The 18,476-nt window shown below is 71.6% G+C and carries 17 protein-coding genes; 7 read left to right on the plus strand and 10 right to left on the minus strand.

What is annotated here, in order from left to right:
- Nucleotides 1-31 precede the first annotated feature (31 nt).
- A complete protein-coding gene (locus tag ACIRB7_RS22270; RefSeq protein WP_403601323.1) occupies nucleotides 32-679 on the plus strand; it encodes an NADH oxidase in 648 nt (215 codons plus the stop codon).
- Here ACIRB7_RS22270 and ACIRB7_RS22275 read toward each other — a convergent pair.
- Nucleotides 676-1,287 carry a response regulator transcription factor gene (locus ACIRB7_RS22275; RefSeq protein WP_403601326.1) on the minus strand — a complete coding sequence of 204 codons (612 nt, stop codon included), beginning with the start codon at nucleotides 1,285-1,287 and terminating at the stop codon, nucleotides 676-678. The two genes, ACIRB7_RS22270 and ACIRB7_RS22275, sit on opposite strands and share 4 nt — an antisense overlap.
- Before the next feature lie 77 nt (nucleotides 1,288-1,364).
- The gene (locus tag ACIRB7_RS22280) at nucleotides 1,365-2,645 is read right to left on the minus strand and encodes a sensor histidine kinase (protein WP_403601329.1); all 1,281 of its coding nucleotides are present in this window, start codon (nucleotides 2,643-2,645) and stop codon (nucleotides 1,365-1,367) included.
- 137 nt (nucleotides 2,646-2,782) lie between these two features.
- Here ACIRB7_RS22280 and ACIRB7_RS22285 point away from each other — a divergent pair, with 137 nt between their 5' ends.
- Nucleotides 2,783-3,139 (plus strand): transposase, encoded by a 357-nt coding sequence (locus ACIRB7_RS22285; RefSeq protein ID WP_403601332.1) that lies wholly within the window; start codon nucleotides 2,783-2,785, stop codon nucleotides 3,137-3,139.
- A 117-nt stretch (nucleotides 3,140-3,256) separates the two neighbouring features.
- On the opposite strand, the gene ACIRB7_RS22290 is transcribed toward ACIRB7_RS22285, so the two are convergent.
- From ACIRB7_RS22290 to ACIRB7_RS22310, 5 genes are all read right to left on the minus strand, one after another.
- Complete coding sequence (locus ACIRB7_RS22290; protein WP_403601334.1) at nucleotides 3,257-5,743, minus strand: TOMM precursor leader peptide-binding protein; 2,487 nt, start codon at nucleotides 5,741-5,743, stop codon at nucleotides 3,257-3,259.
- A complete protein-coding gene (locus tag ACIRB7_RS22295) occupies nucleotides 5,740-5,934 on the minus strand; it encodes a hypothetical protein (RefSeq protein WP_403601337.1) in 195 nt (64 codons plus the stop codon). The genes ACIRB7_RS22290 and ACIRB7_RS22295 overlap by 4 nt, the downstream gene beginning before the upstream one ends.
- Nucleotides 5,935-6,154: 220 nt before the next feature.
- Nucleotides 6,155-7,213 (minus strand): ArsR/SmtB family transcription factor, encoded by a 1,059-nt coding sequence (locus tag ACIRB7_RS22300; protein WP_403601340.1) that lies wholly within the window; start codon nucleotides 7,211-7,213, stop codon nucleotides 6,155-6,157.
- Between the two features lie 228 nt (nucleotides 7,214-7,441).
- Nucleotides 7,442-8,062, minus strand: coding sequence for a pyridoxamine 5'-phosphate oxidase family protein (locus ACIRB7_RS22305; protein WP_403601343.1), 621 nt, complete (start codon nucleotides 8,060-8,062; stop codon nucleotides 7,442-7,444).
- Between the two features lie 70 nt (nucleotides 8,063-8,132).
- Entirely contained in the window at nucleotides 8,133-9,374 is a 1,242-nt protein-coding gene (locus tag ACIRB7_RS22310; protein ID WP_403601345.1) for a globin domain-containing protein, read from the minus strand.
- A gap of 502 nt (nucleotides 9,375-9,876) precedes the next feature.
- Between ACIRB7_RS22310 and ACIRB7_RS22315 the strand changes: the two genes are divergently transcribed.
- Nucleotides 9,877-10,605, plus strand: coding sequence for a DUF4097 family beta strand repeat-containing protein (locus tag ACIRB7_RS22315; RefSeq protein ID WP_403601348.1), 729 nt, complete (start codon nucleotides 9,877-9,879; stop codon nucleotides 10,603-10,605).
- A gap of 69 nt (nucleotides 10,606-10,674) precedes the next feature.
- Here ACIRB7_RS22315 and ACIRB7_RS22320 read toward each other — a convergent pair whose 3' ends face one another.
- The gene (locus tag ACIRB7_RS22320; RefSeq protein ID WP_403601350.1) at nucleotides 10,675-11,337 is read right to left on the minus strand and encodes a response regulator; all 663 of its coding nucleotides are present in this window, start codon (nucleotides 11,335-11,337) and stop codon (nucleotides 10,675-10,677) included.
- Nucleotides 11,334-12,284 (minus strand): histidine kinase, encoded by a 951-nt coding sequence (locus tag ACIRB7_RS22325; RefSeq protein ID WP_403601828.1) that lies wholly within the window; start codon nucleotides 12,282-12,284, stop codon nucleotides 11,334-11,336. The genes ACIRB7_RS22320 and ACIRB7_RS22325 overlap by 4 nt, the downstream gene beginning before the upstream one ends.
- 279 nt (nucleotides 12,285-12,563) lie before the next feature.
- Here ACIRB7_RS22325 and ACIRB7_RS22330 point away from each other — a divergent pair, with 279 nt between their 5' ends.
- Complete coding sequence (locus tag ACIRB7_RS22330) at nucleotides 12,564-13,034, plus strand: cation:proton antiporter regulatory subunit (protein ID WP_403601352.1); 471 nt, start codon at nucleotides 12,564-12,566, stop codon at nucleotides 13,032-13,034.
- A 7-nt stretch (nucleotides 13,035-13,041) separates the two neighbouring features.
- The gene (locus tag ACIRB7_RS22335; protein ID WP_403601355.1) at nucleotides 13,042-14,379 is read left to right on the plus strand and encodes a cation:proton antiporter; all 1,338 of its coding nucleotides are present in this window, start codon (nucleotides 13,042-13,044) and stop codon (nucleotides 14,377-14,379) included.
- Nucleotides 14,380-14,441: 62 nt separating this feature from the next.
- On the opposite strand, the gene ACIRB7_RS22340 is transcribed toward ACIRB7_RS22335, so the two are convergent.
- Complete coding sequence (locus ACIRB7_RS22340) at nucleotides 14,442-14,900, minus strand: carboxymuconolactone decarboxylase family protein (RefSeq protein WP_403601358.1); 459 nt, start codon at nucleotides 14,898-14,900, stop codon at nucleotides 14,442-14,444.
- 86 nt (nucleotides 14,901-14,986) lie between these two features.
- Between ACIRB7_RS22340 and ACIRB7_RS22345 the strand changes: the two genes are divergently transcribed.
- Both ACIRB7_RS22345 and ACIRB7_RS22350 read left to right on the plus strand, forming a co-directional pair.
- Nucleotides 14,987-15,862 (plus strand): sigma-70 family RNA polymerase sigma factor, encoded by an 876-nt coding sequence (locus tag ACIRB7_RS22345; RefSeq protein WP_403601360.1) that lies wholly within the window; start codon nucleotides 14,987-14,989, stop codon nucleotides 15,860-15,862.
- Between the two features lie 270 nt (nucleotides 15,863-16,132).
- A complete protein-coding gene (locus ACIRB7_RS22350; RefSeq protein WP_403601363.1) occupies nucleotides 16,133-18,463 on the plus strand; it encodes a collagenase in 2,331 nt (776 codons plus the stop codon).
- The last annotated feature ends 13 nt before the right edge of the window (nucleotides 18,464-18,476 follow it).

Raw genomic sequence — 18,476 nt, forward strand, 5'->3', positions numbered from 1 at the left:
GGAGGCATCCGTCTGGACCGGGAAGGTCTCATTGAGCGACACGGATGAGCATCAGGTGGTGCACCTCTGGTCGTTGGACGAGGACGTGGTTCTCCTCGGGGGAGACAACGACTCCGTGACCGTCCTCAGCGGACGATGGGGTGCCCAGCGGCTCAAGACCGACGGTCTCGTACGCGAGGCCCTGCGCCGTATGCAGCTGGGGCCGGTGCGGCTGACCAACGTGGGTCGGACATCCGACTCCGGCGCCCCCGGCCATCTGGTCCTGCTCCCCGTCCTGCGGGAGCTCGCGCACCTGGTCGTGCGCACCATCGCCATGGACGACCTCCTTGGCCCGCTTCTCTCGGTGCACCCGCTCCACAGGGACGCCGCGTTCCGGCTCGGCACGGTGCCCGCGGGCCTGCGGTTGCGGCTGGTCGTCGGCACCTCTCTGGTGCTGCGCTCCGACGGCCTGGCGATGGAGGTGCGGGACAGTCCCTACCGGGTGGTGGTGCACCGCCCGGAGGCGGTGTGGGTCGTGGGCATGCTGACCCTGCCCTGCCGGCCGGAGGACGCGGTGGCCGCGCTGCCGCTGGCGCCGGGCATCACCCGCGGGGTCATCGGGTACCTGCTGGCAGCGGGCATGGCGGTCCCGGTGGACCCGCCGGGACCGCCCGCGCCACCACCCCCGGACAGGCCCTAGACCAGCCAGCCCGCCTCCCGCGCCGCGCGGATCGCGTCCACGCGGTTGCGCGCGTTGAGCTTGGAGACGATGGTCGTCAGGTAGTTCCGTACGGTCCCCAGGGAGAGTCGCAGCACCTTGGCGATCTCGGCGGGGTCGCGCCCCTCGGCGGCCAACTGGAGTACCTCCGTCTCCCGTTCGGTGAGCGGGGTCTCCTCGCTGTTCCAGGTGTCGAGGGCCAGCTGCGGGTCGATCACCCGCTGGCCCGCCGCCACCCGCCTTATCGCACTGGCCAGTTCACCCGGCGGCGCGTCCTTGAGGAGATAGCCCGACACCTGCGCCATCAGCGCGCGGCGCAGTGTGCCGGGGCGCCCGAGGTTGGTGAGGATCAGGATGCGGCACTCCGGCATCCGTTCCCGCAGCCGCGCGGCCGCGCTGAGGCCGTCGAGGCCGGGCAGGTCGATGTCGATCACGGCGACGTCGGGGCGGTGTTCGAGCGCGGCCTGGACGATCTCGTCACCGCGCGCGAGCTCGCACACGACGGTGAGGTCCTCCTGGAGGCTCAGCAGCGCCACGAGCGCGCCGCGCACCATGTGCATGTCCTCGGCCAGCAGAATGCGGATGTCCATGGCGGTAACTCCTCTGGGCCTTGTGGGCCCGTGGTGACGGCGCGGAGGGTCTCCGCTGAGGGGCGGTGGGCGACGATTCAGGCGGCCGGGCCGGTACACGGCAGCGGGGACGACTCCTCGGCCAGGGGGCGGCGGCCGGTGCCCTCGCGTGACTCACGGGGAGCCGGGACGAAGTCGACGGGGGCCTCAGCGGTGAGCTGAAAGGTTCCTTCGGACCCATGGGCGACGGTGAGCCGGCCGGAGACGGAGCGCAGCCGCATCGCCAGGTTCTGCAGTCCCGCACCGCTGTCGTGCGAGGTGTCGCGGTAGACCGGGGCCACTCCGTCGTTGGTGACGACCAGCCGCACCCGTCCCGCGTCCTGCACCGCCTCGATGGAGCAGACGGTGGCACGGGAGTGGCGCAGCATGTTGGTGATCCCCTCGCGGAGCACGGCGGCCAGGACCGTGTTGACCTCCGGGCCCAGTTCGTCGAGGCGGACCTCCGTGGTCACCTTCACGTCGGTCGCCTCCAACAGTTCGGTGACCGAGGCGAGTTCGCTCTGCAGTGACATCTCGCGCAGTCCGCGCGAGACGCGCCGTACATCGGCGAGGGACTGGCGGGAGAGTGCCAGGACGTCCTCGACCTCCGCTTTGGCGCGCTGCGGCTGGGTGAGGACGAGCCGGTGGATGAGCTCGCTCTTCAGCGTGATGGCGGAGAGGCTGTAGCCCAGGAGGTCATGGAGGTTGCGCGAGATCCGCAGCCGTTCCTTCGTCACGGCCATCCGTGCCAGCTCGTTCTTCGTCTCGTGCAACTGGCGGACCAGTGACGCGAGTCGGGAGAGCCCGTAGACCACGAGGCCGGTGAGCAGGGTCGACTGGAAGAGATAGATGCTGTCGATCAGCGGCCGCCCGTCGATCGCGGGCGGTGCCAGCATGCTGAGGCCGACGGCCCCGTACATGGGCCAGGCGAACCGCGGGGACAGGAGCAGCAGGAGGGAGCCGGCGAGGAAGCCCGCCATGGCGCCCCACTGGGACTCGAAGGCCATGACCGGAAAGTAGGTGAGGACGGCCTGGGCGCTCAGTGTCACCCGCTTGCGGAGCGGGGACACCTGGTCGGCCCCCGGGCGGGAGTGCTGCAACTGGAGCGCGAAGATGGCGCCCAGGCACAGCAGGCAGATCGCCATGGGTAACGGCCCGAGCCCGGTGCCGGCGATGTTGAGGGCCGTGATGCCGAGGTAGCTCAGCAGCGCCGAGGTCAGGATGACCGTCGCGAATCTCGGAGCGATCGGGATGTGCTGGGCCGCCGCCCCCTCCGGTCTCTCCTCGCGGTCCCGTCGACCGGTGACGTCGTCATGGCTGAGCTCATCGGGAACTGGCATTGTCCTCGCGGCCTCTTCTGTTCGCACCCCTGTGCACACTCATGTTCGATCATAAGCCTCGTGGGTGAATTATGGCCGGAGCAAGGAGAGTTAGGGGTTGTCTCATGTGGTACCGGCGAGTACGGCATGATGCCTCCGTGCGCGCCGAACTGTCCTGCCGGCTGGTGCCGGACCCCCTGTGGGAGATGACGGCTCCCCTGCTGCCCCGGTTCTCCCTGCGCCCCCAGGGCGGCGGCACGGCGCCGCTGTCCGAGCGGGCGGTCTTCACCGCCGTGGTGTACGTCCTGGCCAGCGGCTGTCCCTGGCGGCTGCTGCCGGAGGGCTTCGGCGTGTCGTCCGCCACCGCGCACCGCCGTTTCACGGTCTGGTCGAACTCCGGACTCTGGGCCGCGCTCGACCGGACGGCCCTGGCGACCCTCGGTCCCGGATGCGAGGCCGCCTGGGTGGCGGCGATCGTCGACGCGGCCAACCTCCGCCGCTGCGAGGCCGGTTGAAATCCCCACATGCGATCAGGGACCATCAGAGGCCGACACAGCCCACCGGGAGGGGTCGACCGGTATGCCGGCCGGCCCCTTCACGGACACCGCTTCCGAGCCACGTGAGACGGACTCCTACACGAAGAGCGGTACCGGGTTGAGTTCTTCCCGGGACAGCGGAGATCTCCGGCGCCCGAGTGTGACCGGTACGTCGAACAGCCGCCCCGGAGCGAACCGGGCCCAGAATTGCCGCATCCCGGGAACGATGACCTTCACCACCGGAATATCGAGATCCGCTCTTGTCTGGTCGAGGACCAGGAGTTCCATGCCGCGCTCCCGGGTCAACTCCGTGATGAGGTGCACGTCGTCGAGGAGATCCCTGGTCGGGACGTACGTCCAGTCCTCGGGCCGGCGCGGCCGCACCACCGGATCGGGCGTGAGATAAGGCCGGTTCGCCGCCGTCGCGGTACGCCACCAGTCGAGTGCCTCGGGATCATCGACGCGGTATCCCGAGTTTTCTCGAGTAACCCCACTTACGGCCGGGAGGAGTTGTCCCATTTCGGTGAGAGCGCGCCGCAGGGCCACCTGCGGATCGAAGTGGGCACCGAATCCGAAAATCACGTCTTCGGCGGGCTTGTCCGTACGGCGGGACAGAGCGGCCATCACCGGAATGCCGAAATCCGAGGTGAGGTCGAGCACCCACACCGAGCGCTTGAGCGCCCGGTAACCCGCCAGCAATCCCGGCACGTATTCCCCGGGGAAAGCGGAAAGGTCCACGCCCGGCTGCCGGGTCCGGTTGTACCACCACAGGGCGACCGCGTCCCGCTCCACCAGCTCCAGGAAGCCCTGGACCAGCGCGTCCTCACGTGTGCTGCCCGCCGCGTTGCCGTTCGAGTCCGCCCACAGTCCGTCGGGACCCGCCTCGGGACCGAAGTACAGCATCGACGTCGGCAGCAGCCGCTGCGTCCGCCCGGTGAGCGACCAGACCGGGGTCCACTCGGTGGGGCGTGCCGGGTCGAACGGTTCGGGCACGAACTGGAAGCGCGACCGGCGCGCGTTCCACCGGGCGCGGTCCCTGAACTGCCCCTCGTCGTAGAGCTGGCAGTCGTTGGGATGGATCGCCACCGGACCCAGACCCCGCAGCGAGTCACGGACCACCGGCTCGTCGCCGTGCCGGGTGCCACTGTGCCGCTCCACCGCCTCGCACAGGGCACTGACCCGGGCCTCGGTCTCGGTCAGCCCCTTCCCGCCGCTCAGACTGCGCAGCCCGGCCCGCAGCCCCGCGAGCGAGCGGCCCGGCATCGCCAGGTTGTGACCCGAGAGGAAAGTCTGGAGGAAGGCCGGACTGCCCGGGGCGCGACGGATCTCCTTGACGACCCCCGTCACCGGATCGACCAGGTGCCCGTACCGCTCCAGCATCTGCTCCGGCGTCAGTGCCCGGTGCCCGTTGCCGGCGCCGGACACCTTCGGCTGCGACCCCGGTGTGAACGGGGCACGGACCCGCCGCGCCACCAGCCCCGGATCACCGCACGACCGGCACTGCGGGATACGGGCGACCGGATGGACGGTCGTCGTCAGCCGCGCGGTGTCGAGCGTGCGTACGGACGACTGCTCCGGACTCCGCAGCCCGCCCAGCCACTTGGCGGCCTCCAGGGCCGCGAGGTGCAGGGCGAGCGCGCGGACCACGGGCAGCGTCGCCGGAGGCAGCGGCACCGGGCCGGGCTGCCCCAGCGAGTGCTGGAGCAACCCCTCCGAGAGCCGGTGACCGCGCAGCCGGGAGGCGAGGCAGTGCCAGCAGGGCCCGTCCCCGGGCTGGAACACCGGCCCGATCCAGGGATCCGACCAGCCGAGCCGCACCGGAAGCCAGGCCGTGCCCGCCCGCCGGTGCGCGCCGTCCACCTCGGCGAGCCCGGGGGCCAGGAAGTCGTCGCAGAGGACGACCGACAGCTCCGCCGGGGAGGACGTGTCCGTCACCGGACTGAGCCCGGCACCGCGCAGCGCCTGGGCGAACTCGGTGGGCTCCGTGTCCGTCAGGGTCACGACCCGCACCCGCGCCCGGGCGAGTGCGTCCGGCACGCGCCCGCCGTCGAGCCCCAGCAGATCCCAGAACGCCTCGGCGGCGGCACAGGCCCCGTCGCGCCCGGCCCGCTCGGTGGCACCGGCCCCGTCGTGCCCGGCCCGCTCGGCGGCACCGTGACGCGAGCCCCCGGAGCCACCGAGCGCTGAACCCGTGGACCCGCCGATCGGCCCGACGACCGAGACCCGGCCGACGGGCGGCTCTCCGTCCGGCCCCCGCCCACCGGGCGAATCGGCCGCCGGTCCCGCAACGGCGGGGCGCACCCGGAGCAGCCCCGCCGATTCCAGCGCGCGCAGCGAGCCGAGGACCTCGTCGGCGGAGAGGACCCGCGAGGCCTCCCGCAGAACGGCCGCCGTGCTCCTCGTGCCGTCGAGCAGCGGCGCCAGTACCTCGGCGTGCTCCCCGCGCAGCGCCGTCAGCCCCCGCTGGGACACCAGATACACCGCCTGCCCGGGCACCGTCTCGGGACGCAGATGGCTCTTGAAGCCCACCCGGTCCGCGTCGGCAGCGCCCAACGGCAGTTCGTTCCCCCGTATGACGGTCATGCGCTGAGCCGTGGACCCGACGTCTGGACGGGGGCGGACTGGGCGGCCATGACGCAGATGGTGAACAGAGCCACGGACTGCGGCGCCACGGTGTCGATGTCCTCGATCACCAGACCGGCGGCACCGGCGCCGGAGGCCGAACCGAGGGAGGAGTCGCCGGCGAGGGGGCGGTTCGTGCGGATGTCGCTCATCGGAAAGGAATCTCCTTGGTCGAATCGTCGAATCGTCAGATCGCGATCGGCGCTGAGGTGCACCGTGCTGAGGCGCTGTGCTGAACCTTGGTGTGGTGTGGGTGTGGCGCCCGCCAAGATTCTGCAAAATGCGGTACGGCGCAGGACAGTGCTGCGGTCACTGCCCACATGTGAAGCTGTCACGCCCGGACGGTGAGCGAGGCCGCCGGACGGAGCGGACTCAGGCCGTACGGAACGCGCGCGGCACGGCCATGCCCCGGCCCGCACCCACCCCCGCGCCCCCGCGCCCGCCTCCCGATCTGGACGCCCGGGGGCCGCCGCTCCCGGCGCCCGCGCCGCCCCGCGCGTCACGGGCGGCGGTGAAGGACAGCACGTTGAGCGGCTGCCCGCCGAGCAGGGCCATGCCCAGCGGGGTCACGGTGTGCAGGGCGCTGCTGCCCACCCTGCGGGTGGTGATCAGACCGGTCTCGCGCAGGACGGCGGCGTGGCGGCTCGCCACCCCGGGCGAGACCCCGAGCCGGGCCGCGAGTTCCGAGTTCGTCGACGTGTCGGTGAGCACCCGCAGCGCCGCCGCCCGGGTCTGCCCCACGAGCGCGCTGAGCGCCCGGACCTCGCCGTCCTCGTCACCGTCGTCCGTGCCGGCCGCGGGCACGACCTCGTTCCAGCCCCCCGTCAGCTCCGGATCGGCCGCGAAGACGAGTACGGTCTGGCCGCTCTCCCGCTCCCGCACCAGGACCCGGCCCGCCTCGCCCGGCAGGAACACGGAGGGCTTGAGGACGAGCCCCCGGCCGTCCAGGTGGACGTCCCTGTCGGGCCCGCCCGCCACCTCCAGGACCGGGCCCCGCCAGGAGATCCGTGGGTGCAGCGTCGACAGGAGCCCTTCTACTCCGCCCGCGGCCGCCTCCCGGCAGTGCGCGTGGCACACGGCTTCCAGGCGCTCGAGCATGCGTTCCGCGTACGGGAGGACCCCCGCGCGCCACACGTCGAGGGCCAGCCGGTCGGCCTCCGTCCGCTGCGCCGGCACCCCCCGGTCCCGGCCCGCCGCTTCGAGGAGTCTCAGCAGCGGCGTCTCGAACCCGGGCGCGGGGGCCACGGGCAGCGCGGCCCGGCTGCTGCCCCGTATCGAGTTCCGCACCGCGATCCGCCACCGCGCGTACACGTCGCCGTGCGCCGGTCGTACGAGCAGTCGGGTCGCGAAGACCCCCTCCAGGAGCGACCCGAGACTGCTCCGCAACCGGACGCGTGCAAGGTCGGTCCCCGTGAAGTGAATCCGCTGCATCGATGCCGCCCCGTTCGGTGTCGTGTGAGAACACCACGACACTGCGCCGCCGACGCTCGCGGGGACAGTGCCTGCGTACCGGTGCCGGTGTGCGTGCGTCACCTGTCCCCACATGAGGACCTCAGGTCGCCGACGGCCGTTCATCTCCTGAAGTGCTGTATCAGCAGGGTCGGTTCAGTGGAAGCGTGCTGAACGATGCTGCGTCGCACCTGTGCCGTTCAGGTGAACTCACTGTGGGAAGGCCGCATCGGTGGCGTGGCGGGGCCCGGTGAAGTAGTGCGCGTCCTTGGGGCGGGCGGGGTCGTGCGGGGCGGGGTGGGAGGCCTGGGTGAGGTGGGGGATGTACTTGGAGCAGTGGATGTACGCCTCCTCGACGCTGAGGTGCACCCACAGCTCGGGGCCGCGCCCCGGGGCGACGTCGGAGGGCAGTTCGGGGTGGAGCGAGCGCAGGGTCGTGTCGGTGTAGAGGCGGGCCACGCCGTTGACGTGCAGGCCGATGCGGTCCTGGGTGAAGTCCACGAAGAGCATGCCGAGATGAGGGTTCTCGCTCATGTTGCCGGCGCTGGCGAGTACGCCGTTCCCCCGGAACTCCGGGTAGGCCAGGGTGTGTTCGTCGATCACGTGGACGAATCCCGGCGGGCCCGCCCGGAAGCTGGCATCGCACTCTCCCCGTGAGTCGGAGGTGGCGAGGAACACCATGGACTGGCGGCCGATGAACTCCCGCATGTGGGGCGTGAGGCAGGGTCGCACCTGCTGGTCGTAGAACCGGTGGGCGCGGTCGGCGGTGCCCAGCTGCTGCTGCAGAAGGTGTTCGCCTGCTGAACCGAAGGGCGTCGGGTGCGAAGACACGGGGATTTCTCCTGGCAGGGAGGGAGGGAAGGAAGGAGGGTGGGGGAGGGGGGCGGGGCCGGCAGGGGCCTCAGGTGGCGGCCAGGGCCGAGGTGTCGAACGGGTCGTGGTGGATGCGCTCCGGCGACGTACCGGTGTGTGTGAGCGTCTCTCTGGCGGACGTGACCATCGGGGCCGGACCGCTGAGGAAGACGTCGTGCTGGTACCACGGCCCGTACTCGGCGAGGACCTGCGGCAGGGACCCCCGGATCCCGGGGATGTACTCGTCGGAGACCGCGCCCCTGACCGTCAGCCAGTGATGCCGCTGGGCCATGCGCAGCATGTCGTCCACCCCGTACAGCTCGGCGCCGGTGCGGGCGCCGATGAAGAGGTTCACCTGGTGCCGGCCGCCGCGCCGGGCGACCTCCTCGATGAGCGCGCGGATGGGGGCGAGACCGGTGCCGCCCGCCACACAGAGCAGGTCGTTGTGGACGGCCACGTCGAGGACCATGTCGCCCATCGGCGCCCCCAGCCGGACCACGTCGCCCGGGGCCGCGTGGTGCACCAGCGCGTTGCTGACCGTGCCACCGGGCACGGCTCGTACGTGGAAGGTGAGGGTGCCGTCCTCGCGGGGCGCGTTGGCGGGGGAGTAGGAGCGCCACTGCTTGGGGTACCAGGGGGTCTCGACGCTGACGTACTGGCCGGCGGCATGCTCGTAGGGCATGTGGGGCTGCACGGTGACCGCGGCGATACCCGGCCCGCAGGGGACGCGGTGCACGATCGTGGCGGGCCAGACGGCGGGGCGCGTCTGCGCGTCCTGCTCGGCCGCGCCGATCATGACGTCGGCGACCACTCCGTACGCCTTGGTCCACGCGGCCGCCATCTCCTGGGTCCAGGCGGGGCCGGCGTAGCGGGCGAGGGAGGCGAGGAGGCATTCGCCCACGGCGGGGAAGTGGTCCCGGAGCGCGCCGAACTTACGGTGGTCACGTCCGAGGTGTCCGCAGAAGCGGACCAGGTTCTCGGGGTCGTCGACCAGGTCGACGATCCGCAGCAGCGCGCGCAGCAGGCGTCCGCGCTGGGCGTCCATCCCCGACGGGAACAACGGCCGCACCTGGGGGTAGCGGGCGAAGAGGATCGCGTAGAAGTAGACCGTCATGTCCGCGACCATCGGCTCGACCACCGTCGCGGAGGCGCGGACGAGCTCGATCTCGTACGCCGACAGGGGCGGCTCGGCGACCTCCGGCTCAAGGGGGTACTCGACCGGTGCGGGGGCCTGGTCCTCCGGGGAGGGGGGAACGGGCGTGCTGCCTGGGCGTCTGATCCGGAACCTCAAGGGACCAGAGCTCCGTCACCCGGTATTCGAGACGGCCGGGGCCGGGCGGGCCACAGGGTGGCCGCGCCGGCGGGTCGGCGCCCCCGACGGGCACGACGGGAGGGGACTTCACTGGCAGACATGGGTCCTCTAGACGGGACGGGGCATCGAAGCGGACTAAGCAGCTCCGGACGCTACCCGATCACGTAGGTGACTCAGAAGTAGGTTGGCGATATGGGGAAGGGACGACCTGTTCCGCCCCGAACGGGCACATCTTGTGGACTTGCCCCTTCCGGCGCCTCGGCTCTTCGGCAGAGAGCGGCAGGCGGGCCCGGCGGCGGCCTCCGGCACCGCCCGTGGTCACCGCTCCGGGGTACGGGCAGCCCGCTCCCGGAGCCGGGGGTTGGCCCCATGGCCGCTCCGTCGCACGTGCCATAGCCTCGCAGAGCGGCGGGACCACCAGGGGCCCGGACCGACTTCCCCCGTGCCCGTTCGGGCCACTCTCCAGAACTGAGGGACCTTCATGCGTCAGTTACTCCGTGGCGCCGGGATCTTCGCCGTGTCCGGCACCGCCGTCGTGTCGCTCGCCTCCTGCGGAATGGTGCAGGGGAAGACGTACGAGGACGACAGCACCCTCTCCGGCAAGATCACCTCGGTCCGCCTCGACAACGGGTCGGGCGGCGTCACGGTCAACGGGGTCAAGGACGGCGCCTTCGCGCTGCACCGCAAGATCGAGTTCCAGGGCGAGCGGCCCCAGGGAGCCACCCACCGGATCCAGAACGGTGTACTGGTCCTCGGCGGCTGCGGCAACCGCTGCTCGGTCAGCTACACCGTCGACGTGCCGGCCGGCATCCCGGTCAGCGGCGAGGTCTCCAGCGGAGCGATCCGCCTCGCCCAGGTCGGTTCGGTCGAGGTGACGACCAGCTCGGGCCGCGTAGAGATGACCGGGGTCACCGGCACCGTCCAGGTGCGGACCACCAACGGCCAGATCAACGGCACCGGCATCAAGGGCGACCGGATCCAGGCGCGGACCTCCAACGGCAAGATCAACCTGGCCCCGGACACCCCGGCCGACGTCCGCGCCCAGACCTCCAACGGCGACGTCACCCTCACCGTGCCGCGGGCCGCCTACAAGGTGACCGTCGACTCCGACAACGGCGACCGGACCATCGACGTGCCCAGCGACCCGGCCGGCACGTACGAGCTCGGGGTGCGCACCAGCAACGGCGACATCACCGTCAGGAACAACTGACAGGAACAGCTGGAAACGGGCGGCCCGGGTCGCGGGCATCAGTTCCTCGATCACGAGATCCCGGAGTGCCTACGGCTCGACCAGGCCCACCCGGATCGCGTACCGCGTGAGTTCCAGGCGGTCGCGCATGCCGAGTTTCTGGAGGAGATTGGCGCGGTGGCGTTCCACCGTCTTGGGGCTGATGACGAGGAGGTCGCCGATCTCCTTGGAACTGTGGCCCTCCGCCACGAGTTTGAGGATCTCCTCCTCACGTTCCGTGACGGCCTTGGCGGGGAGCGGTCTGCCCTGTTCCGCGTGGTCGAGGTAGGTGCGGATGAGGGCCGTCTCGGCGCCCGGGTAGATGAACGGCTCGTCGCGGACAACGGCCCGGCACGCCTCGACCAGGTCGCGGTCCGCCACCGACTTCGGCACGTAGCCGCTCGCTCCCGCCTTGAGCGCCTCGAAGAAGTACTGCTCGTTGTCGTACATCGTGAGCATCAGGATCCGCAGCTCCGGCTGGAGGCGGCTCAGTTCGCGGGCCGCCTGGAGGCCGGTGCGCAGCGGCATGGAGATGTCCAGGACGGCCAGGTCGATCCGCTCGGAGCAGGCGAGCGCGACCGCCTCCGCCCCGTCCGCGGCCTCCGCGACGACCGTCAGGTCCGGCTCCGCGTCGAGGATGAGGCGTATTCCTCCCCGTACCAGCGCGTGGTCGTCCGCGAGCAGGACGCGGGTGGGGGAGTTCGGGTCCTTCATGACGCCACCCTGTCGCTCGTGGTGTCCAGCCGGACTTCCGTCCCGCCACTCGCGCCCTCGCGGACCGACAGCTCCGCGCCGATCAGCAGGGCGCGCTCCCGCATCCCCCGGAGGCCCGCGCCGTCGGGCGCCCCGCCGATTCCCCGGCCGTCGTCCTCGACCAGGAGGCCCACCCCGCCGCCGGGCAGGCGGCGCAGGCTCAGGCCGACCCGGGTCGCGCCCGCGTGACGGGCCGTGTTGGTCAGCCCCTCCTGCGCCACGCGGTAGAGGACCAGTTCCGTCTCGTGGTCGAGCTTCGGGAGCCCGGACTCGATGTGCGGCCTGACCGTCAGGCCCCGCGTCGAGAACTCGGAGGCGAGCGACCTGAGCGCGCTGTGCAGGCCCAGCTCCTCCAGGACCCCCGGCCGCAGGCGCCGCGCGATGCGCCGGATCTCGTCCAGGCCCGCCCGCGTGGTCTCCTGCGCCTGGTGCAGTTCCGTCCGCAGCTCGGCGGGGGCGTGGTCCGCCGCGTGCTTCAGCTGGAGGAGTACCGCCGTGAGGGTCTGCCCGACCTCGTCGTGCAGTTCCTGCGCGATGCGGTGACGCTCGGCCTCCTGCGCGGAGAGCGCACGCGCGCTGCTGGCGGCCCGTTCCGCTTCGAGCCGGCCCAGCATCGTGTCGAACGTCCGCGTGAGGTCGGCGATCTCGCCGCGCCCCGCCACCGCCGACCGCCGCCCGGGCTTCGACAGGTCCGCCGTCCGCATCGCCCGGGTGAGGCGCTGGAGCGGCGCGAGGCCGACCCGCAGGAGGAAGGCGTTGGCGAGGAGCATCGCGACCAGGCCCGCCACGAGCACGACTGCCTCACCGAGGAGTACGGGTGTGGAGACCGTGACGGGGCCGAACAGGAGCAGGACGGCGACGAGGAGGACGGAGGCGTTGAGGAGGAAGATGCGCCAGTACAGCGTCACTGCCCTCGCCCCTCCGCCGTCTTCCTCGATGCCACCGTCGGCTGCGATGACGCCGCCTGCTTCGATGCCACCGTCTTCGTCGATCTGCGCCACGCGCCGGTCCCTTGTGCCTCTGACCTGCGGTGGGACTCTTCACCCCGGCCCATCCTGACCACTTTCCCGGGCCCTGTCCATCCGTGCCGACACCCATGTTCCGGAGCTCCGGACGGATGACACCATGGCCCGCGTCACGACCACTCACGTACGACAGGAGGGGACGGGCCAGTGCCTGCTCCGCGGATGAGAACGACACCCCTGCCCGGCATCGGGGTCCAGTACGACCTCACCACCCGGGAGCACCGCCAGCTGTCGGTCATCGCGCACCGCGACGGGACCCGCACCGTGAACGTGTACCGGGCCGACGACCCCGACGCCTGCGCGCAGTCCCTGCACCTCACCGAGGCCGAGACGGCCTCGCTGATCGACGCGCTGATGCCCGCCCACCACAGCCCCAACGTCCTGCACACCACCGACCTGGGGCTCGTCGCCGAACGCGTCGAGCTGTCCGCCCACTCGTACTGGAACGGCCGGCTCCTCGGCGAGACACGGATGCGTACCGAGGCCGGCGCCTCCATCGTCGCCGTACTGCGCCGCTCCGGCGCCGTACCGTCCCCGACGCCCGCCTTCCGGCTCGCCGGAGGTGACACCCTCATCGTCATCGGCACCCGCGAGGGCGTCGACGCGGCCGCCGCGATACTCGGCCGGGAGTGAGGGCGGCGTGCACTCCGCGGTCTTCCTGATCGAATTCGGCGCCATCATCCTCGGCCTCGGCCTGCTCGGCCGCTTCGCCGGCCGGTTCCGCTTCTCCCCGATACCCCTCTATCTCCTGGCGGGCCTCGCGTTCGGCAAGGGCGGTCTGCTGCCGCTCGGCGCCAGCGAGGAGTTCGTGGCCATCGGCGCCGAGATCGGGGTGATACTCCTGCTCCTCATGCTCGGCCTCGAGTACACGGCGAGCGATCTCGTCTCCAACCTCAAGACCCAATACCCCGCGGGGCTCGTCGACTTCGCCCTCAACGCCCTCCCCGGCGCCGCCGCCGCGCTGCTGCTCGGCTGGGGGCCGGTCGCCGCCGTCGTCCTCGCCGGCGTCACCTGGATCTCGTCCTCCGGCGTCATCGCCAAGGTCCTCGGCGACCTCGGGCGCCTGGGCAACCGCGAGACTCCGGTCATCCTCAGCATCCTGGTCCTCGAAGACCTCGCCATGGCCGTCTACCTGCCCATCATCACGGCCCTCCTCGCCGGTGTCGGCCTCGCCGCCGGCAGCGCGACGCTCGCCATCGCCCTCGGCGTGGCCGGCGCCGTGCTGTTCGTCGCCGTCCGCTACGGGCGCCTCATCTCCCGCTTCGTCTCCAGCGACGACCCCGAGAAGCTGCTCCTCGTCGTCCTCGGCCTCACCCTGCTCGTCGCCGGCGTCGCCCAGCAGCTCCAGGTCTCCGCGGCCGTCGGGGCGTTCCTCGTCGGCATCGCCCTGTCCGGGGAGGTCGCCGACGGAGCCCACGCGCTCCTCAGCCCGCTGCGTGACCTGTTCGCCGCGGTCTTCTTCGTCTTCTTCGGTCTGCACACCGACCCCGCCAGCATCCCGCCGGTGATCCTCCCGGCGCTCGCCCTGGCCTTCGTCACCGCGCTGACGAAGATCGCCACCGGGTACTGGGCCGCGCGCCGCGCCGGGATCGGGACCAAGGGCCGGTGGCGGGCCGGTGGCGCCCTGGTGGCGCGCGGCGAGTTCTCCATCGTCATCGCCGGGCTCGCCGTCACCGCCGGGGTGCAGCCGCAACTGGGCCCCTTCGCCACGGCGTACGTCCTGATCCTCGTCGTCATCGGTCCGCTCACGGCCCGCTTCACGGAGCCCGTGGCGGCCCGCCTCACGAGGCACCGGGCGCGGGCGAACACGGAGCCCCGGACGCGCGAGGGGGCACAGGCGCCCGAGGCGGGGCCGGCGCACGAGGCCGCGGCGCCCGGCACGGCATCGGCGCCCGAGCCCGTGGCGCCCGAGACCTCCGCTCCCGAGTCCGTGGCGCCCGAGACCACGGCGCCCGAGGCGGCCTCCGACCGCGTCTGACGAACCGGCCGGAGCCGCGCGGGGCTGCCCCCAAGGTCTGGCCGGCCGGAGCCGCGGCTGGCTCAGCCCCAGGTCCGGCCGGCCGGCTCCTTGACGGTGCGGTTGAGCCGGTTGAAGAAGTTGGTCAGCGCGATCTCCAGGTTGATCGCGCCGATCTGCTCCTCGGTGAAATGGGCGTTGACCTCCTCCCAGATCGCGTCGGTGACGCCCTCCGCACCGTCCTGCAGCCGGGTGGAGGCCTCGGCGAGCGCCAGGGCCGCGCGCTCCGCGCCGGTGTAGAACGGCGCCTCGCGCCACGCCGCCACGTTGTGCAGCCGCTCGTCGGTCTCACCGGCCTTCTTCCCGCCGGTGACGGAGGCGTAGACGCACGCCGAGCAGCTGTTGATCTGGCTGACGCGCAGGTGGACGAGGACGAGCAGCTTCGGGTCGACGCCCCCGGCGGCGATCGCCTTGTGGAGGTGGGTGATCGCGGTCCACAGATCGGGGTTGTTCGTGTTCTTGTTCTTGAGCCGGTTCTCCATGGGGAGTGCTCTCCTTGATCGGGGTTACGTTCCGGGGCTGGTGCCCGTCACCCCTATGACGGAGCAGCTTCCAGAGAGGTAACACCATGCCTGACGCCCATCCCACGGATCCGGTCGCCGACGCCTTCGAGACCCACCGCGAACGGCTCCGAGGCGTCGCCTACCGCGTCCTCGGATCACACGCCGACGCGGAGGACGTGGTCCAGGAGGCATGGCTGCGTCTCTCCCGCCAGGACAGCGACACCATCGACAACCTCGGCGGCTGGCTGACCACCGTGGTCGGCCGCATCAGCCTCGATGTCCTCCGGTCGGGCCGGACGCGCCCGGAACTCCTCTTCGGTGACGAGGCGGCCGAAGTCACCGTGACGCTCGACGACGCTCCCGCCCCGGAGGACCTCGTGGCGCTCGGGGACTCCGTCGGCCTGGCGCTCCTCACGGTCCTCGACTCGCTGCGCCCGGACGAACGACTGGCGTTCGTCCTGCACGACGTGTTCGCCGTGCCCCACGGGGAGGTCGGCACCATTCTCGGCAAGTCCGCCGACGCGACCAAGATGCTCACGAGCCGCGCCCGCAGGAAGGTACGGACCGCCCAGCAGCCGGCGAGCACCGGGCGGCAACACCGCGAGGTGGTCCAGGCTTTCCTGGCGGCGGCCGGCGAGGGCCGGTTCGAGCAACTGCTTGAGGTTCTCCACCCCGAAGTGAAGTTCACCGTCCACACGCCGAACGGCCGGTTCGTCACGCTCGGCGCCACCGAGGTCGCAAGTCGCGCGCGCGTGGCCGGCGCGGCGGCGCGAGGACATGCGGCGACCATCAACGGCCGCCCCGGTGTCATCGCCTGGAACGAGGACGGCACCCCGCTCTCCCTCCTCGTCTTCACCGTCGCCGACGGCCGCATCACCGAGATCACCGCCATGGTCGACCCGACCGAACTCGCGCTCATGGACCTGCCGGCCCCGGTGTGACAGCCCGTACGTCCTGGCGGTGACGGCCGCCCGGCCGGGTGCCGGGCGGCCGTCACCAGGTGGTTTCCCGGTCGCTTTCCGGTGGTTTCCCGGCGGCTTCCGCGCCGGAATGCCGCCAGACCCTTGCCAGTGCAATTTCACATTACTATGGTACTGCTCGCACCACAGCTGGAAAGAACGTCAACTCGGCCCACAAACAACTGAGTTGACTGGGAACCACCCCCACATCCCCCTCCCTTCACAGGAGTTCTGGTGTCCCAGCACAGATCAGTGCGCAGCACTTTGCTCGCCTCCGCACTCGCGGTCGGCCTGCTCGTACCGCTCGGACAGACCGTCAGTCAGGCGGCCGAACCCGTCAGTTCGCCGATCGCTCCCGCGACGGTCCCGCAGCCGCACCCCTACGACGAGGTCGACCGGCTCGCGACCGCGCCCCCGGCCGTCGCGGCCCCGGCGCCCGCACCGGGCGGTGCCGTCCCCGGCCGAATACCCGGCGCCGCCCCCGAGTCCTCGACCGACTCCGCGTCCGCGTCCGCGTCCGCCACAGGCCTCCCGCCTGCGCAGCGGCAGACCGCCGCCGCGCCCTGCACCCTCGACGGCGTCACCGGCCTCACCCCCGAGCGGTTCGCCGACTTCCTCGCCGATCCCGCCGTGACCGCCGACGACTGTCTGCGCGGACTCGTCTGGACCTGGGACGCCCGGCTCACGCCGGTCATGTCCGACGCCCACGTCCAGGCCGTCGCGCGCCGTGCCACCACCCTCGCGCCCGGCCACGACGGGAAGAACGCCTCCCACCTGGAGGAGATGTTCACCTACCTCCACGCGGTGGCGTACCACGACTTCTCGCGCGACGAGATCGACACCACCGACGCCCCGACCGTCGACGCCGTGCGGCGGGCCGTCGCCGCCTACGGCACGGCCCCGCGCACCTTCGACGTCACCGCCACCAACGCCGACACCCTCCGCGAGGCGCTGTACGCGGCGAGCGCCCCCGGGCTCCGCCAGCACCAACTTCCCCTGATCCGCAAGGTGCTCGCGACGATGGACGCCGCCCACCCGGCCACCCACCTCGACCCGGCCTGGGCGGGCGCCGCACTCGCCGGACTCTCCCTCAACTACCTCGGCGTCTACCCCGGCAACCAGGACACCGCCTTCCACAAGGCGGCGGCCGCCGACCCCGCGTACCGCGCCGCCTTCAAGGCCTTCTCGGGCTACGGGCACCTGAAGGGGACCGACAACAGCTGGGTCGCGCGCGACGCCCTGGGCGAGTACGGCCGCTTCGGCCAGATCGAGGGCCTGCGCCCGGCCGTCGTCGCCGACATCGGCGCCCTGCTCGGCCCGGTCGAGACCACCTTCGGAACCGGCAGCGCGCAGTGGGCCTCGCTGGTCTCCTGGCTCAACGTCTATGAGGCCTGCGCCCCGTACGGGGTGTGCAAGGCGGACATCGAACGCCGGATCTTCCCGTACACGTACACGTACGACAGCGGCGCGATCAAGGTCCGCACCGGCCTGCCGCGCACGACCGTCGACACGCTCTACTACGCGAGCAAGCAGGTCAAGGCGCACTTCCACCGGGTCCTCGGCACCTTGGAGCCGCTGGCCGGCGACCCCAACACCAGCCTGAACATCGTCCTGTACGCCTCGCGCGCGGACTACGAGAAGTACCACCCGATCCTGACCGGGATGGACACGAACAACGGCGGTATCTACATCGAGCGCGGCGCCACCTTCTACACGTACGAGCGGCGCGTCCCGCAGGACTCCTCACTGACGCTCGAGGAGCTGTTCCGGCACGAGTACACGCACTACCTCAACGGCCGGTACGCCGTGCCCGGCTTCTTCGGTGAAGGCCCCTGGTACCAGGACGACCGTACGACGGCGATGGACGAGGGCACGGCCGAGTTCTTCGACGGAGCCACCCGCGACAACGGCATCGCCGTCCGCAAGTCCCTTGTCCGCAGCGTCATCGCCGACACGGCGGGCGGCGGGCCGCGTATGACCGTGCGTCAGATCCTGAACGCCACGTACGACGGCGACGGCTTCCGCTTCTACGCGTACGCCGGCACGTTCTTCGAGTACCTCTGGACCGACAAGCCGGCCGCGCTGCGCGAGATGTACAAGCACCTGCGCGGCAACGACGTCGCCGCGTACGACGCCTGGCGCGAGCGGCTCAGCGCGGACGTGACGGTGCAGCGCGACTACGGCCGCTTCCTGGACGCGCGGATCGCCGAGGTCGAGAAGCTGTTCGTACCGGCGACCACGTTCACACCCGTCGACCGGCTGCGGGACTCCCGGGCCGTCGACGTGTCCGCCTCGTTCGCCGCGGCGACGTCCAGCACCCCCGTCTGCGCGGAGAGCGGCGCGCCGGGCGGCCGCCGCTTCACCTGCACGGGCCGGATCACGGCCAACCTCGCGAACGCGGGCAGCGCCGACCAGGTCTTCAAGGACATGTCCGAGACGGTCGACTACTTCCTCCTCGACCGGGCGGGCCTGGCCTCGAACAACCTGGCCGACATGAACTGCTCCTTCGGCCCGGTCGACATCTGGACCGGCGGACGCGCGGGAACGTCGAGCTACCACTGCGAGGGCCCGCTGCGCGGCTGACGCGACGGGGCGG

It is taken from the genome of Streptomyces sp. NPDC093795 (assembly GCF_044764665.1).
Lineage (GTDB): Bacteria > Actinomycetota > Actinomycetes > Streptomycetales > Streptomycetaceae > Streptomyces.

What these genes read in the sequence shown, in the direction of transcription:
- ACIRB7_RS22275 (WP_403601326.1), bottom strand. Translation starts at nt 1,287, where the DNA reads ATGGACATCCGCATTCTGCTGGCCGAGGACATGCACATGGTGCGCGGC.
- ACIRB7_RS22280 (WP_403601329.1), bottom strand. Translation starts at nt 2,645, where the DNA reads ATGCCAGTTCCCGATGAGCTCAGCCATGACGACGTCACCGGTCGACGG.
- ACIRB7_RS22290 (WP_403601334.1), bottom strand. Translation starts at nt 5,743, where the DNA reads ATGACCGTCATACGGGGGAACGAACTGCCGTTGGGCGCTGCCGACGCG.
- ACIRB7_RS22295 (WP_403601337.1), bottom strand. Translation starts at nt 5,934, where the DNA reads ATGAGCGACATCCGCACGAACCGCCCCCTCGCCGGCGACTCCTCCCTC.
- ACIRB7_RS22300 (WP_403601340.1), bottom strand. Translation starts at nt 7,213, where the DNA reads ATGCAGCGGATTCACTTCACGGGGACCGACCTTGCACGCGTCCGGTTG.
- ACIRB7_RS22315 (WP_403601348.1), top strand. Translation starts at nt 9,877, where the DNA reads ATGCGTCAGTTACTCCGTGGCGCCGGGATCTTCGCCGTGTCCGGCACC.
- ACIRB7_RS22320 (WP_403601350.1), bottom strand. Translation starts at nt 11,337, where the DNA reads ATGAAGGACCCGAACTCCCCCACCCGCGTCCTGCTCGCGGACGACCAC.
- ACIRB7_RS22330 (WP_403601352.1), top strand. Translation starts at nt 12,564, where the DNA reads ATGAGAACGACACCCCTGCCCGGCATCGGGGTCCAGTACGACCTCACC.
- ACIRB7_RS22340 (WP_403601358.1), bottom strand. Translation starts at nt 14,900, where the DNA reads ATGGAGAACCGGCTCAAGAACAAGAACACGAACAACCCCGATCTGTGG.
- ACIRB7_RS22345 (WP_403601360.1), top strand. Translation starts at nt 14,987, where the DNA reads ATGCCTGACGCCCATCCCACGGATCCGGTCGCCGACGCCTTCGAGACC.